We start from the raw sequence: 14,292 nt of genomic DNA, 5'->3' as shown, positions 1-14,292 counted from the left end.
TGGCGCATTTTGTACTGCTCACGTCTCGCTGATGAGCCGTCATTCCGATGGCCGGTTCACTTCGTAACCAACCTGCTGTTCGATGGAGCCTTATCGGCCATCGCGGTCATTGTTCCCTCTATGTGGCATCCGCTGGTATGGGTTTCTCAGCTGATAATGGGCGGCCAGTCTGGGCGAACGCCAGCCCTGCGACTGTCGTCGGGCGGCGCTGCATGCACCGCTGTTGAATTTCCCGCCTCAATGAATGGTCAGCGATGCGTCGGCGGCAGCTGATCGGAGATTGAGGTGGATTGTGAGGCCGCCAAAGGGAAATGCGGCCTTGATCAACATGACATGCGGCTCTGGCAGCGCTGACACCGTCCTCCGAACCAGTTACGCCAAACCTCGGTATTCGTCACGATTGTCACGATCGTTGTCGTGAAGATGGTAGCGGCGTTCGTCCCGGCAATCCGGGTAGCCCACTAATCTTGCGGATCCGGAAGGCATCGGCGACATACAGGGCTCCGTCACGCCCGAACGCGAGTCCGGTTGGCCTCTCAAGCATGGCCTGCATGGCGAGGCCGCCGTCACCGGAAAAGCCAGACGTACCCGTCCCCGCGATAGTCTCGATGTTGCCGGTCTCGTGGTCCACCTGTAGCACCTCGGCAGCCCCCGAATCGCTGATGGTCAGATTGCCTGCACAATCGGTTGCGATACGCAGGGGCGTGCACAGCACCACCTGTGTCGCTGGCTGCCCAGGCACACCCGCCGTCCCCGGATACTCCTCCGCGACCGTTGTGTAGGTCTTGCCCTGCCTGTCCGGTTCACGCACGGTGTTCAAGCCAGAATCGGCAAAGAACATTTCGTTGCGTCGGCTAAACGCAGTGGAGAGAAAGGAGTTGAAGCCCGCTGCAGTCGCGGGACCGCTCTGCGGACCTGCTCCATCTATGCCGTCGCCCACCAACGTTGTGATAATGCCCGTGCGACGGTCGACACGGCGAATGCGCTTGTTGCCCGAATCACTGATGACCAGGTTTCCTTCGCGGTCGAAAACGATAGCCGTTGCGTTGATCAAAGCAGCGTTGGCCGGTCCACCGTCCCCACCAAAACCGGGTGCGGGTTCCCCAACGACCGTCTGGATTTTCAGCGTGTCGTGATCCACGCGCATGACTTCGGGGCCGTTGACGAGGTACAGATCACCGTCAGGGCCGATGGCGACGTCCGACACCTGACCAACGTTTTGGACGTACGTGGTGATGATTCCTGTAGCGTGATCGATGCGCCTGACGACGCCGAACACGGGATCGGCAAAAAAGAGGTTGTCCTGGCGATCGAGCGCTAACCCATAGGGATCGATAGGCGCGGACAGGGCGGGTCCGCCGTCGCCGGCATAACCAAACACCCCAGTGCCAGCGATGGTCGATATTGTTTGCGATTGCGGCCATGCCGCGCAAGGCAAGGCCAGGATAAGGGTCCAGACAGCCTGAACAAGCCATGCACGAGTAGAAAATTTCATCACGCACCTCGTAGGATGTCCTGGCGCAAGTGATAGAAAGCGTCGAAGGAAAACTGAGCCACTTCGGAGGCTCCGGAATTGCTTCCCATCGTCAATACCAGCATGCCGATGACGAGCCACATGCGTGCGTTTAACTGTCGACGATGCAGTGCGTGTAGCGCGCGCCGAGGTACTTTTGGACGTGACATACCTTCCCATTCCGCGCGGGGCGCGGAATGGGGCCGACGACCCGCAAAGCCGACCGGAAAAAGCGTGAGTCACCGCGTCTGAAGAATAGCTGCTGGCATCGCGGATGCGTGCCGATATCTCTGCGTTTAGCGACTTTTTCTCGTTTTTAGCTATGTGATTGTGGCCGCTTACCGTGTAGCGGCTCTACCGATGCGTTTGCAAATCGCCGTAAAGCTGCGCCACGACGTTATCGAGGAGCTGCCCGACGCGAATCCGTTTCGCGATGTTTGCCTCAATCAGAAGTTTGTCTGCGCTGTTCGTCATCCTTCTGACATTGCGCAAAAGCAAGAATGCTGGGAATGGCCGAACCACATAGGAGGACAAAATGTCTTTTGTGGCGTCATTCAAGCGTATGGCTGGCCTGCTCGCGACGCTGGCACTTCTGGCAAACCCCACGGTGTCGTTCCCGCAAGACGATGGACAGCAACACGGCTTCAGGCATGACGAGGGGCAGCACGACGACCATGACCTTGACACGCTGTCGCTTAAAGAGAAGATCGAACTGTTGCGCCGGAAGGTGAAGTACGTCATCGTGATTTTTCACGAGAACGAGTCGTTCGACCATTACTTCGGCACCTTCCCGGGCGCCAACGGCCTCTTCAGCGCACCGCGCGGCGCGACTCCAGCAAGGGCGACGCCCAGCTTCTCCCAACAATACCTCGATACTTCGCTCAAGCCAGCGACGATCTCCCCGTTTCTGATGCCGCAAGCGGTCAAGACCGCTGCCGGACAGATCGTGCCGATCTATCCCGCCGACGAGATTTCGGTCGATCACAGCCATCAGGGCATGTCGAACAGCCTCAATGTCGATCCAACCACGGGTGTCGCGGCCAATGACCGTTTCGCCATGGATCAGGAGGGCCTGACCACTGACTCGCACGGCAACCTCGTCACCAATGGGCGTGCCGGCGACCGCGATCTCGCTTGCGCAAAAGCAGAAAGCCGAGGCGGATATTGGCCACATCGATTGCGACACGATCCCCTTCATGGGCATTGGGCGAAGAATTTCGTGCTGTTCGATAACTTCCACCAGACCATCGTCGGACCTTCGACCCCGAATGCGATCGCTCTGATCGCGGGCCAGTCCGGTCAGACGCAATGGGCGCGCCACAACGATCAAGGCCCGACGGTGACCTATGCGAATTCCGCCTTCCAGAATCCGCTTGGCGCCAGCTATGGCTCACAGATCATGCCGACCACCAGCAATGCGTATGTGCCGGTCGTCGGCGATCCGGGCCCGTTCCCGGGTTCAAACCTCGACACCAACGCGGTCAAGCCTCCGTATATAATAACTTCGACGAGGATCCAACCAGCCCGGCTCTGAATCTGACCTTCGCCACCCAGCCGTTGTCGTTCATGGGCAAGAACATCAGGAAAGTCATCAAGACCGATCAGAATCCCGCTGCGGACCTCGTGGACATCCAGGAGGACATCAAGGTTGTCGCGGACCTCAACCCGGCGGTCAACTGGGGTCGGTACCAGCAGGGCTCCAATAGCCATGACGCGCCCGATCCGTATGAGCCGCAAAACTCGGCCACGCCGAACCCGACCCACGACCCGGGCCTGAACACTGGCTATGTGTTGCACCACAACGGTCCGCAGTATTTCGGGTATCTCGCCGACAATCCGCAGGTGCTGAACAATAATCTGCACGGTGCCAGGGACTTTTTCGACGCCGTTGAAAACAGAACGCTGCCGGCTGACGGCGGCGTGTTTTATCTGCGCGGCGGCTACGACAACAATGACGGGCTCGTGCCGGTCAATCCAACGCCAGCCATTCAGCAGGCATTCCTCGGTAACGGCGATCATCCGGCCTACTCGGATCAACAGATATCCGAAGCGTTCGCCGCCAGGGCGATCAACGACATTGCCAATAGTCCCTATTGGTCGGAAAGCGCGATCATCATCACGTACGATGAGACCGACGGGTTCTACGACGATGTTTCACCACAACGGCGCAGCACCTTTGCCGACGGCTCGCCGCTTGCGGCCGGTCCACGGATTCCGACGATCCTGATTTCGCCCTATGCAAAGGCCGGCAAGATCTCACACCACTACAGCGAGCACGGGTCGGTGATCAAATTCATCAACGAGCTATACGGTCTCGTGCCGCTCGCCTCCCTGCCAGACGAGAAGCAGGGGCGCGAGTTGGGCGCCAAGACATTGGGGCAGCCCAATCTCGGTCCTTCCGATAATCCGGACAACGAAGTCGGCGACCTGACGGAAGCATTCGACTTCGCGATCCTGCGTGGGGAAAAGGATCCAATTCCTCCTGCGCGAGCGACTTTCCCGCAGAACGTCGTCGCAAGGTTGCCTCACCTGGCGACGCCATACTATTCGCAGTCCGGCTATACCAATGGTGCGTGCGAGGCGGTCGGCATCTTGCCGACCGACTTTCTGTCTCCGGCGGCCTACAAGGCGGGCGAACCGATCGATCCCTATCCGGTCGACGTCAACCCGCGTCCGACCCAGTCGCCCGGCACCCCCACTTCCGGAACCGGGACGCCCTGATTTGGTGTTTGAGATGTTGTATGTGGCCTGAAGATCGCTCGCGAGGGATGGAGGTCTCGACCTCCATCTTTTTTTGCCTTCGGACTAGATTGAACTTCTGGATGATCCGCTTACACTCTCGTCTCTTGTTCCCGGGTCTCCTGGCCGTCGGGATGATGGCGCTCGCCGGCGCCGCGCACGCTCAGACTCTGGATTCAATCCGCGCTGCTCACCAACTGGAGTGCGGCATAGTCCTCTGTGCCGACGAGTGGAATGGTGAGGACATTCACGGCAATCTCTCGGCCATGGAGGCTGAGGTTTGCCGAGCGGTGGCCACCGCCATCTTCAACAACGAAAACAGTCTCACGATCCGGTCCTTTCCCGCAGAGCCGGGGGTGTTGAGTGCGCTGAAGGACGGCACGATCCAGGTTGCCGTCGGTGTATCGCCTTCGGTATCGACAGCGATGCACTTCGGCGTCGGGTTCGGACCGTCGATCTTTTATGACGCGCAGCGCGTGTTGGTCTCGAAGCGAAGCGGCATAACGGATCTGCCGGGCTTGCGTGACAAGCTCATTTGCGCAATTGACATGAGCCCGACAGAACAGGTTCTGCGCGACGAAATGGCCGCGCGAGGGATTCCCTACGGGCTCATGACTCACTCCGAGCAGGGCGAAATGGACTCGGCCATGGCTGTTCGTCGATGTGTTGCGGGCACGGGCACGGAGTCCCGGCTCGCGCAGTCGCGCGCGAATTTTCATGGACCCAACGATTTCGTATTCCTGCCTGAGCGATTCGGAGTTAATCCGGTTGTCCCCGCATACCGCTTTGGCGACGAGAAACTCGCACTGCTGATCGAATGGACGGTCAGCGCGTTGATCGAGGCGGAGGCGTTAGGGATCACGCAACACAACGTAGCACAGGCGTCGAAACGCAATGACAGGCGGGCCGAACAGTTGCTTGGCGATGACTTCGCGATTGCTCAGGCGCTGGGACTGCCGCATGATTGGGCGGCCAAAGTTATCGCTGCTACGGGCAATTATGGCGAGATATTCCAGCGTACGACGGGTCGGCCCTATCATCTGGATCGTGGTTTAAATGCGCTTTGGACCACGGACGGGTTGATGCGTCCGCTGCCAATGGAATAGTGCGGCAAAGGTCGCTCACCTATTCGCGCTCACACTGGCTTATCCCGCTGCAACTGGTTGAGCGCCAGCTTCAGACATCGGTTGGCCGATGTTGCCGGGATGGTTGCTGATGGCAGCGACGCGGCCGCAGTGCCCGGCACTGCGGCACGTCCGCACCAGTAGGTCGCGATTGCCTTTACGTCGTGTCGACTCCACGCTTGTTGAAAGCGAGTCCTCAGCGCCGTGTTTCGTCAACAGCCCGTTGATGCGGACGTCTGACTGGTTGTCCGCCATGAGCGGCCTCGTTCAGCTCACCATGGGCGTGCGTCACCAGTGGGTCGACAGCAGCAACTACGTGGTATCGGACGCGACGACTTACCGTTATTACCAGTCGGCGGTGACACCTTCGTTCGCGCTCGTGATTCGACCGATGGACCAAGTGTCGTTCTACGCGAACTATATCGAAGCGCTAACACCGGGGTCCTCGCCGCCTACTGATGCCGCCAATCCGAATGCTGCCTTCGCGCCGTACAAGTCGAAACGGGTCGAAGTTGGACTCACTGACATAGCAAGTCGGTTCGATAGTTACCACCGGCGGGATAGTTGACGTACAGCCGCCATTGCTCACCACGCTTGATACCGAATACGCGTGCCCGGTCGCCGTACTGCTGCGCGCTCAATAGCGTGCCACCGGTGATGCCCGGATGTGAAGCAACAATATCCTGTGCCAGGTTTAGCAGAGTCTGTGTCCGAACATCAGAAACGTGAGCGGCATGGCGCTGTTGCCGCGCTGCGGCACTTTCAAATATCCACTGCCAAAAGGTTGGAGGAACAGGTGGGACCTGGACATTGTGATGAACTACGATTGTCTTATTTGGTGCCCTAAGGACCATGATTCCGCAACCGGTAAGTTCGGCAGTGAAAAACAACTGCGCATCGAAACTCAGATCGACCGCATAGGCGCAATCAGGCGCCCACTGCAGATAATAAGCGCGATCCCGCTGATGTTCACCGGTCGGCGGAATACGGCTGATCCACACCGCCGACGTAGCCGAAATCCCGGTGTCGTCATAGCGGAGTGTGACTGGTGTTACGCGAGCTGCGGAATATTGGTAATGCAAAGGAACCGCGCCAGGGTTTTGAACCGTTCGGGAAACGCTGTTCGGGATCTCCCGCGTCATGTCGCTTTCGAGCCGGATCTGACGTACGTTTCCCGGACCGTTGAGCAAGACCGCCGGATTGGCAAGAAACTGCCTATATTGCTGTGGATTCATGCTTAGTCTCCGACCAAAGATGAAATGGATGCCCTTCCTCATCCGGTAAGGCGATTGGTGTGGTAGCTATCCGATAGCCCCCGCTACTACCGGGCTGCCTAACCATAACAATTCTCCACGCGACATTATTCCATGAAGCTCACCAGATTGGTCCTGGCTGCGTTGGTCGTAATGATGGACAAGTCCGCGTACCCACAATTGCGCGAAGGTCCCTGCGGCCCAGGGCGCTGAAATTGAAGGGAAGCGGAGCGAGATCACGTCCGGTTGAATCCGCAACCCTTCTCGGGCGCTCGTTGCGTCGGTCGATGGCGCCGGCTCTTTAATGGATCACGGCCATTGCGATCAAACGTCGGCGGTGGCCAGGCATGGCGTCATGAAGAGAAACTGCCGGACTCCGTTAGCTGACCAGTCACGCAGGGCACAGACATTAGTCGAAATCGAAGGTCGTCCGGACGACGCAATCAAAAGATCTTTATATGGGCGTCGAAGCCGCGTGGGCCACTGTGAGGACGTTTTATCAGGTCCACTTCCGGCTCTCCGGCACGGAGGCGGCGGGCCAGTTCCTCGGGGTCGAAATCCACGCCGATCGGGTTTTCGGCAAACTCAGGCGAATGAAAGAACTCGATGGACTCTTCCACCGTGGCGAAATTTTCGACTTGAAGTTCAAGCTGATTGCCGTCCGGATCGCGGTAGTAGAAGGAAGTGGTCGGTCCGTGATTCGTGCACCAGACAGGCTCGATACTCTGCAGTTTGGCGCGCTCATAGTTCGCGATCAGATCGGCCAGCGAGTCGTAGGTGAAGGCGACGTGGTGTACGCCCGCAGTCCCCCGTTGCTGATCCTGAAGACCCGAAACGTTCAGTACTGCAATCCGGTGATGTTCCTCGTCATAGGTGAGAAAACTCAGGATGTCGTTGGAAAAAGTCGAATGTGCACAAAGCAGGGCTTTGTAGAAGTCGACGACCTCGTGATAGCGTGACGTGCGCAGAACAAAATGAGCGAACTTACGCGGAGGCGTTGGCGTTCCCGTTACTTGCATCGTTTTCTCCGTGAGCCGGCCGAACCGACAGGTTGTTGTGAATAAAAGAGGCATACGCGACCATAACGCCCAGGTCACCGGGAACATTCCATCGTTGCGAAGCGGCAGTTCTAAATATTCGAACCATGTGGGCTTGCTGTCGTGCTCAAGCGCTTCTCGCGCCTGCGCCCGACGGTGGACGTCGGCCACCCGCCGCCTGCGGTCGCCCGGATGACCGACATCCTGCTCGATACGCACCGCAGTGAGTCCGGCTTTGTCCGATGAGAGGCCGGAAACTGCCTGGAGCCAACCGTTTGAATGACTGTTGTTTATAGGTTGCTCTGCAGTCGTTGGACCACCGGTCGTCGGTACAAGACTGCGGTCGCCATGCTTCGGTTTTCTCATCGGTGAGAATATGTGTGTCAGCCTCCGTACCTGTGTCCCAACGCGCTGTTGTTCTCGCCCGCGTTCGCGATCATCGGGAAATCGAAGAACGACGCCGTTGCTGACGACATCGTCACTTCTATCCAGCGATCGATTCTCTTCGGGACTGAGTCTTATGAAAGACCTGCTGATCTCGTTTCCGCGGGCAGCCATTACTCTATTGATGTCATTCATCAACAGACGGAAGTTTCCAGCTTGCGTGTGAGCGGACGCCAACTGGCGATCTCCGATCCTGCAGGGCAGTGTCAGGCGTTAATGGCTGGTTTGATTTTTATCGTGAGTCAACCTGATGCGCTGAGGAATTCAAATGATTTCCCATATTTTGAGGCGTCGCAGCGTGAAACGCTGAAGCATCTATGGAATCCCAGACAAAGACTCGACCAGCTTCAACATAATACGGTGCCAGAGAGATTGGGACAGTAACCATCGTCCTGATAGCGGCAAATCCGGAATAGATTGTCCACTTCGACTGTTCTCCGTTAGAGACCCGCTATGTACGAGGTCTCAGGGCATGAATGAACCCGTGCATAGAGTCACGGAAGCCATATTTTCCAGGAGAGTGTCCCATGGCAAAACTGACCAACAAGACCGCCTTCGTCACCGGCGGTTCGCGCGGCATTGGCGCCGCGATCGCCAAGCGGCTGGCCGCCGACGGCGCCAGGGTGGCGATCACCTACATCCGGGGAGCGGTCGCCGCCGCCCGGGTGGTGAACGAGATCGAAAGTGCCGGAGGCGAGGCGATCGCGATCCAGGCGGACGCCGCCGAAGCGAATGCCGTCACGGCCGCGGTCGAACAGACGGTCTCCACCTTCGGCGGGCTCGACATCCTGGTGAACAACGCCGGCATACTCATCCCCAAGCCGTTCGAGGAGACCACGCTGGAGGAGATGGACCGCGTGATCGCCATCAATCTGCGCGGGGTGTTCGTCGCCACCCAGGCCGCGCTCAAGCACCTGAAGGCGGGCGGCCGCATCATCACGATCGGCTCCTGCGTCGGCGAGCGGAACATGATCCCGGTCCTGGCGACCTACGCCGCAACCAAGGGCGCTGTGAAGATGTTCACCCAGAGCCTGTCTCGCGAGGTCGGCCCCCGCGAGATCACGGTCAACAACATCCAGCCGGGGCCGATCGACACCGATAACAACCCCGGGACCGGCGACTGGGCGGCGCCGCAGATCGCGATCACGGCGCTCAAGCGGTTCGGCCACGTCGACGACATCGCCGCGATGGCGGCGTTCGTCGCCGGCCCCGAGGCCAGCTACATCACCGGCGCAAGCCTCACCGTCGACGGCGGCACCAACGCCTGAGGGGCACGACTGCCATATCCGCTGGGGCCTGGTCGTGCAACGTCCGCAATGGGGCGGCTACGGCCGAGCGCATCAAACAGTAGTCGGCCAGGAACTAACGTTCAACAGCGACTCGCCGGTCCTGGAATTTCCGTTCGGACGAGACGCGCTGCTGCAATGGAGCCCTGCCTTTCCAGGTCTCTAGCAAACAGCACCGCATAACCACGCTCCCCGGAGCTGTTCACCAGATCGGGGAAAGCGGTCAGTCATGCCCAGATGTTGGGTCCGTTGGTACGAGTTACATTGAGGAAGAGATCATGAGTAAGCTTTCAGGTAAGGTGGCCGTCGTCACGGGCGCGTCCAAGGGTATGGGAGCCGCAATCGCCAAGGCACTTGCAGCGGAGGGTGCCTGCGTAGTCGTCAACTATGCGAGCAGCAGGGCGGGCGCCGATGCCGTGGTTGCTGCCATTACCGCGGCGAACGGCAAGGCCGTTGCCGTCGGTGGCGATGTTTCAAAGGCAGCGGACGCGCGAGGCATCGTCAATGCGGCGGTCGAAACCTATGGACGCCTCGACATCCTCGTCAACAATGCCGGTATCTTCGAGATGTCGCCGATCGAAGAAGTGACCGAAGACCACTTCCACAGGCAGTTCAACACGAACGTGTTAGGCGTTCTGCTCGCGACGCAAGCCGCCGTGAAGCACCTCCGGGAGGGGGCGTCCATCATCAACATCGGATCGTTCGTGAGCCGCACCACGCCGGCGATGACGGCCGTTTATACCGGTACAAAAAGTGCCGTCGATGCAATCACGGGCGTGCTTGCGCGCGAACTTGGTCCACGAAAGATTCGCGTGAACGCCATCAATCCAGGCGTGGTGATGACTGAGGGATTGCGCAAAGCAGGGTGGGTCACGCCTGAGGTTGAACAGTTGGTCCTTAGCCAGACGCCGCTCGGCCGTCTGGGCCAACCGAATGACATCGCGTCGATTGCAGTCTTTCTCGCATCGGACGACGCACGATGCTTGACGGGCGAACACACTATTGCCAGCGGCGGCATGCGTTGATCCCGAAAGCAGGCGCCCCGTAACGTGGTGATGGAACGGACGTACGGTTGCGCGGAGACGTGACCGTACATGTCGCTCCCGTCAATGGTGGCGGCCCGCTCGTTTGCGGAGATGAGACCTGCTGTTCCGGGCTGGAAGTTCGGACAACGCGGTCTCGTACTGATGGAGTGCGTGGAATGGACGGCGAATACGAAATCGCAAACATCGATCAGACTGACTGGGCTGCGTTGAAGGGCAGGCTCATCGAGGCTGGCTGCCAGGTGCTGATGATGCCCGCAGTTGGCGGGAAAATTGCGCATTGGAACGGCGCTTTGGATTCCCGTCCGAAAATGCTGGTCCGATGCAGCACCGTTGCTCAGGTCTCGAGTGCGACGCGCGCGGCGAGCGGCTTCGACGCTCCGCTCGCCGTCTACAACAGCGGCCAGGACTGGAACGGTCGGTCTATGCGCGACGGCAGTCTGCTGCTAGACCTTTGCGACTTGAGGACCATTGAGATCGACACCGGGCGCCGCGAAGCGACGATCGGCGCGGGCGTGACGAGCGCTCAGTTCAATCGCGCTGCGGGCGAGCGAGGTCTTGCCGCGGTGATCGGCAACGACGGGGCGGTGAGCATGGCCGGCCTCACGCTCGGCGGCGGCTATGGACCGCTCATGACTCGCTTCGGATTGGCATGCGACAACCTCCTGTCGGCCGAGGTCGTGCTGCTCGATGGAAGCATCGTGACCTGCGACGGAGAACGCGAGCCTGACCTGTTCTGGGCGCTGCGCGGCGGCGGTGGGAACTTCGGGGTCGTCACGTCGATGCGCCTGCGTCTTCACAGGCTGGATGACGCGCTAGTCGGTACCATCGTGTTCCCCTGGACTGACGGGCGTGCTGCCCTCGCGCACTATGCCGGGTTGATGCTCCGGGCACCAAACGAGCTGTTCGGCGCCGCCGCCCTTTCAACCGGATCAGGCGGTAAGCCGGTGATCGTGATCTCGCTTGTCTGGACTGGAGAGCAGGCAGCCGGCGAGGCAATCATCGGCGAGGTGGCGGCAGCCGGTCATCCCATTGTTGTCAGGTCCGACCCGACGGTTGCGCGCGACCTCCTCTCCCTGACCGATGGAAAGCTCGCCCAAGGTCTCGGCTACGAGGTTGCGACGCGGTGGTTCAGCGCCCTTACGGGCGCGACGATCGACGTACTCCTTGCAGCGTTCGAGGCGCGCACGTCGCCCTTGACCTCGATCATCGTCCATCATTGCCATGGAGCCGCTACGCAGGTCGCGGCCGACGTGACCGCGTTTGGCATGAGAGATCCGCACTTCACTGCTCTGATCTACGCAGCATGGGAGCCTGCGCTGGTCGACGCGGAACTGCATCGGATCTGGGCGGCGTCCCTGGATGCGGAACTCGCGCCCACCTCGTTGCCGGGGGGATACGCCAACCTCCTGCCCGACCGCGCATCGGACCGGATAGCCCACGCCTATGGCCCCAATGCATTGAGGCTGTCCCGAATCAAAACCCGCTTCGACTCGAGAGGCGTCCTCCATGCCATTCCGCTCCCAGCTTTTTCACGGGTCGCGTGATGCCTATGATGACACCGTTACAGGAGCAGTCAGATGGCAAACCCCTTGTTGAGCGTTGAGTAGCCAATCGCACAGCGAGCGCGTTCACTGGACTGCTCGGCAATCCGCGAGATTCTCAAACTGTCCGCCCTCCCGCAGATGATCACGTTCGCGGCGCGGCCGCAGCGCAAGCATTGGAATAGGTAGCGAGCGTCGAGTGTTGTCAGGATAGTCCCGTCATCGAAAGCTAAACGCCCTTCTGGAGCGATCGCCATGTCTCATCCAGAAACACGCCCGCAACCCGTGCAGACGCCGCGACTGCTTACGGTGCATGAGCGCCTGTTCGAGTCCGCGGAAGTCCGCCCTGATGCAATTGCGCTGATCGCGGGCGACGACACATGGACCTACGGTCCGTCTGGCACAGTATGTCAGAAGGCTTTCACAAGGCCTGAGCGCACAGGGTCTGAAACCAGGCGATCGCGTCGCACTGCACTTGACGAACAAACCGGAAACCGTCATCGCGTATTACGCGTGCACGTTGACAGGCCTGATTGCGGTGCCGCTGAATAACCGGCTTACACGCGCGGAACTCGAGCCGCAATTGCGACGACTGCAGGTTTCGTTGTATCTGGGCCAGACTGATCTGTACGGCGCAATTGCCGGCGTGGATGGTTCGATTCTCGATAAGGACCGGCGCTTTCTTGTCGACGGCGCGTCCAAGGGCACGGGCGCAAAGGCATGGAGCGAGTTGATTGACCACCAGGAATGCGAGGTGCGGTTCGCGCCGGCACGCGTCGATGAACCTGCGCTTCTGCTGTCAACGTCCGGCACTACGGGGGGAACCGAAGTTCGTCACCCACACCCAGTGCACAGTGTGCGCGATAACGCAAGCATGTCAGGCCGTCGCGTCGAGGCCGTACGACGTCGCTCTGATTGCCACGCCCATGATGCATGGGGCAGGGCTCGTTACTGTGCTGGCGACGTTAGCTACAAATGGTATCTGCGTCCTGTTGGACCGATTCGAGCCAGCGGCCGCGCTTGACCTGATAGAACGGCACCGTTGCACGCTGCTGATATGGTTGCCGTTCATGTATGCGGGGGCGATCGCCGGGCAGATTGCGCAGCCACGCAACGTCGCGTCACTGGGCACCTGCCTCGTCGTAGGCGATACGACGCCGCGAAGTCTGCAGGAGGAGTTTTTGCGGGTGTTCGGCGTGAGGATGCGCAACGTGCTTGCAATGAGCGAAAGCGTGGGCACGTTCACCTACGGATTCGATATCGGGCCGGTGTGCCGCGCGGTCGACATGAACCGGGTCCGCCTCGTCGACGCAGAAGGCAACACCGTCAGGCGCGGCGAAGCGGGCGAACTGTTGCTGCGCGGTCCGAACATGTTCGTCGGCTACTGGCAAGGGCCCGGACACATCGACGATGCACGCAAGGATGGCTGGTGGGCCACGGCCGATGTGCTGAGACAGGACGAAGCCGGCGATTTCTGGTACGTCGCCAGAAAGAAAAATCTGATCATCCGTGGCGGGTCGAATATCTCGCCGGTCGAAGTTGAGGACGCCCTTCTTGTCCATCGCGGCGTGCGCGAGGCAGCGATAGTCGGCGTGCCGGATGCCGTCCTCGGTCAGCGCGTAATCGGTTTTGTTGAACTGACCGAAGCCGCGACGCAGGTCGAGGAAGTATTGCTCGACCTGTCCCCCAGGGTTGCGAGCTACAAGATGCCGGAGCGGCTCATCGTCGTTGACCGGTTGCCGCGCAATTCGTTAGGCAAAGTGGACCGGGCAACGCTGAAAGCAATCGGGGAGCATCTGGACAGTCGGCGCGCTACGTAAAGCTCGTTTTTGCCATGCCAGCGGGGAAGGAGGGTAGGTGTCAGAGTAAGAGCCGCGGCGATGAACTGTCCTGTGACGTATCTGGACTATAACATTCGAGTGAGCCGCGCAACGTCCTCGACAGCAACATCGTCCTATTTCTTCCAGTTGGGGAATAGTCACGCCGCTTATCCAAATCGAAGGCCGAATCCTGCACTACCAGATCCGAGACACCGGTTTCCCGGTTCTGCTTGGGCACAGCTACTTATGGGACTCGTCCATGAGGGAGCGGCAAATCGAGGTACTATCGCGCTCGTTTCAGGTGATCGCGCCCGATCTCTGGGGCCATGGCCGATCCGAAAGCGTTCCTGAAAGCACGCGTACCCTAGCAGGCTGTTGAAAAGCGCCCCGTCATGACGACCGAAGCTACGTTCAGGAGACTTGCGCGTGCAATTTCCCGCTGAATTACCGGTTTGCCGCGCGATCCGCGCGGGGCATGCGCACGCATGC

The 14,292-nt window shown here is 59.8% G+C and carries 13 protein-coding genes and 2 pseudogenes; 11 read left to right on the top strand and 4 right to left on the bottom strand.

Annotated features, from left to right (window positions below):
- Positions 1-403 precede the first annotated feature (403 nt).
- Positions 404-1,495, bottom strand: coding sequence for a sugar ABC transporter ATP-binding protein (locus AB4Y34_RS31145; RefSeq protein ID WP_368718182.1), 1,092 nt, complete (start codon positions 1,493-1,495; stop codon positions 404-406).
- 553 nt (positions 1,496-2,048) lie between these two features.
- Here AB4Y34_RS31145 and AB4Y34_RS31140 point away from each other — a divergent pair.
- The 4 genes from AB4Y34_RS31140 to AB4Y34_RS31125 all read left to right on the top strand — a co-directional run bounded on the left by AB4Y34_RS31140 (position 2,049) and on the right by AB4Y34_RS31125 (position 5,944).
- Positions 2,049-3,047, top strand: coding sequence for an alkaline phosphatase family protein (locus tag AB4Y34_RS31140; RefSeq protein WP_368718181.1), 999 nt, complete (start codon positions 2,049-2,051; stop codon positions 3,045-3,047).
- Between the two features lie 32 nt (positions 3,048-3,079).
- Entirely contained in the window at positions 3,080-4,234 is a 1,155-nt protein-coding gene (locus tag AB4Y34_RS31135) for an alkaline phosphatase family protein (RefSeq protein WP_368718180.1), read from the top strand.
- Between the two features lie 152 nt (positions 4,235-4,386).
- Complete coding sequence (locus AB4Y34_RS31130) at positions 4,387-5,358, top strand: hypothetical protein (RefSeq protein ID WP_368718179.1); 972 nt, start codon at positions 4,387-4,389, stop codon at positions 5,356-5,358.
- 88 nt (positions 5,359-5,446) lie between these two features.
- The gene (locus tag AB4Y34_RS31125) at positions 5,447-5,944 is read left to right on the top strand and encodes a TonB-dependent receptor (RefSeq protein ID WP_368718178.1); all 498 of its coding nucleotides are present in this window, start codon (positions 5,447-5,449) and stop codon (positions 5,942-5,944) included.
- Here the strand turns inward: AB4Y34_RS31125 and AB4Y34_RS31120 are convergent.
- The gene (locus tag AB4Y34_RS31120; protein ID WP_368718177.1) at positions 5,895-6,611 is read right to left on the bottom strand and encodes a hypothetical protein; all 717 of its coding nucleotides are present in this window, start codon (positions 6,609-6,611) and stop codon (positions 5,895-5,897) included. The genes AB4Y34_RS31125 and AB4Y34_RS31120 overlap by 50 nt on opposite strands.
- 461 nt (positions 6,612-7,072) lie before the next feature.
- Complete coding sequence (locus AB4Y34_RS31115; RefSeq protein ID WP_368718176.1) at positions 7,073-7,885, bottom strand: VOC family protein; 813 nt, start codon at positions 7,883-7,885, stop codon at positions 7,073-7,075.
- Between the two features lie 195 nt (positions 7,886-8,080).
- Here AB4Y34_RS31115 and AB4Y34_RS31110 point away from each other — a divergent pair, with 195 nt between their 5' ends.
- From AB4Y34_RS31110 to AB4Y34_RS31095, 4 genes are all read left to right on the top strand, one after another.
- Positions 8,081-8,494 carry a hypothetical protein gene (locus AB4Y34_RS31110; protein WP_368718175.1) on the top strand — a complete coding sequence of 138 codons (414 nt, stop codon included), beginning with the start codon at positions 8,081-8,083 and terminating at the stop codon, positions 8,492-8,494.
- Positions 8,495-8,637: 143 nt separating this feature from the next.
- Entirely contained in the window at positions 8,638-9,378 is a 741-nt protein-coding gene (locus AB4Y34_RS31105) for an SDR family NAD(P)-dependent oxidoreductase (protein ID WP_368718174.1), read from the top strand.
- 296 nt (positions 9,379-9,674) lie between these two features.
- Positions 9,675-10,421 carry an SDR family NAD(P)-dependent oxidoreductase gene (locus AB4Y34_RS31100; RefSeq protein WP_368718173.1) on the top strand — a complete coding sequence of 249 codons (747 nt, stop codon included), beginning with the start codon at positions 9,675-9,677 and terminating at the stop codon, positions 10,419-10,421.
- A 176-nt stretch (positions 10,422-10,597) separates the two neighbouring features.
- On the top strand, positions 10,598-11,986 hold the full coding sequence (locus AB4Y34_RS31095; protein WP_368718172.1) for an FAD-binding oxidoreductase: 1,389 nt from the start codon (positions 10,598-10,600) through the stop codon (positions 11,984-11,986).
- Between the two features lie 29 nt (positions 11,987-12,015).
- Here AB4Y34_RS31095 and AB4Y34_RS31090 read toward each other — a convergent pair whose 3' ends face one another.
- Complete coding sequence (locus tag AB4Y34_RS31090; RefSeq protein WP_368718171.1) at positions 12,016-12,240, bottom strand: hypothetical protein; 225 nt, start codon at positions 12,238-12,240, stop codon at positions 12,016-12,018.
- A 140-nt stretch (positions 12,241-12,380) separates the two neighbouring features.
- Here AB4Y34_RS31090 and AB4Y34_RS31085 point away from each other — a divergent pair.
- The 3 genes and pseudogenes from AB4Y34_RS31085 to AB4Y34_RS31075 form a co-directional block, all read left to right on the top strand.
- Positions 12,381-12,743, top strand: a pseudogene (locus tag AB4Y34_RS31085) (AMP-binding protein); the annotation flags it as partial.
- Between the two features lie 19 nt (positions 12,744-12,762).
- A complete protein-coding gene (locus AB4Y34_RS31080; protein WP_368718170.1) occupies positions 12,763-13,803 on the top strand; it encodes a class I adenylate-forming enzyme family protein in 1,041 nt (346 codons plus the stop codon).
- 154 nt (positions 13,804-13,957) lie between these two features.
- Positions 13,958-14,170: pseudogene (locus AB4Y34_RS31075) on the top strand (alpha/beta fold hydrolase); the annotation flags it as partial.
- Positions 14,171-14,292 lie beyond the last annotated feature (122 nt).

This window comes from Paraburkholderia sp. BR10954, from assembly GCF_040965775.1.
Taxonomy (GTDB): domain Bacteria; phylum Pseudomonadota; class Gammaproteobacteria; order Burkholderiales; family Burkholderiaceae; genus Paraburkholderia; species Paraburkholderia youngii.
The sequence above is the reverse complement of the archived record's forward strand: the minus strand, read 5'-3'. Positions and strand labels throughout refer to the sequence as shown.

Excerpts from the sequence above, each read along its gene's own strand:
- AB4Y34_RS31120 (WP_368718177.1), bottom strand. The coding sequence starts at position 6,611 with ATGAATCCACAGCAATATAGGCAGTTTCTTGCCAATCCGGCGGTCTTG.
- AB4Y34_RS31140 (WP_368718181.1), top strand. The coding sequence starts at position 2,049 with ATGTCTTTTGTGGCGTCATTCAAGCGTATGGCTGGCCTGCTCGCGACG.
- AB4Y34_RS31130 (WP_368718179.1), top strand. The coding sequence starts at position 4,387 with ATGATGGCGCTCGCCGGCGCCGCGCACGCTCAGACTCTGGATTCAATC.
- AB4Y34_RS31095 (WP_368718172.1), top strand. The coding sequence starts at position 10,598 with ATGGACGGCGAATACGAAATCGCAAACATCGATCAGACTGACTGGGCT.
- AB4Y34_RS31125 (WP_368718178.1), top strand. The coding sequence starts at position 5,447 with ATGTTGCCGGGATGGTTGCTGATGGCAGCGACGCGGCCGCAGTGCCCG.
- AB4Y34_RS31135 (WP_368718180.1), top strand. The coding sequence starts at position 3,080 with ATGGGCAAGAACATCAGGAAAGTCATCAAGACCGATCAGAATCCCGCT.
- AB4Y34_RS31100 (WP_368718173.1), top strand. The coding sequence starts at position 9,675 with ATGAGTAAGCTTTCAGGTAAGGTGGCCGTCGTCACGGGCGCGTCCAAG.
- AB4Y34_RS31090 (WP_368718171.1), bottom strand. The coding sequence starts at position 12,240 with ATGGCGATCGCTCCAGAAGGGCGTTTAGCTTTCGATGACGGGACTATC.
- AB4Y34_RS31145 (WP_368718182.1), bottom strand. The coding sequence starts at position 1,495 with ATGAAATTTTCTACTCGTGCATGGCTTGTTCAGGCTGTCTGGACCCTT.
- AB4Y34_RS31105 (WP_368718174.1), top strand. The coding sequence starts at position 8,638 with ATGGCAAAACTGACCAACAAGACCGCCTTCGTCACCGGCGGTTCGCGC.
- AB4Y34_RS31080 (WP_368718170.1), top strand. The coding sequence starts at position 12,763 with ATGAACCTGCGCTTCTGCTGTCAACGTCCGGCACTACGGGGGGAACCG.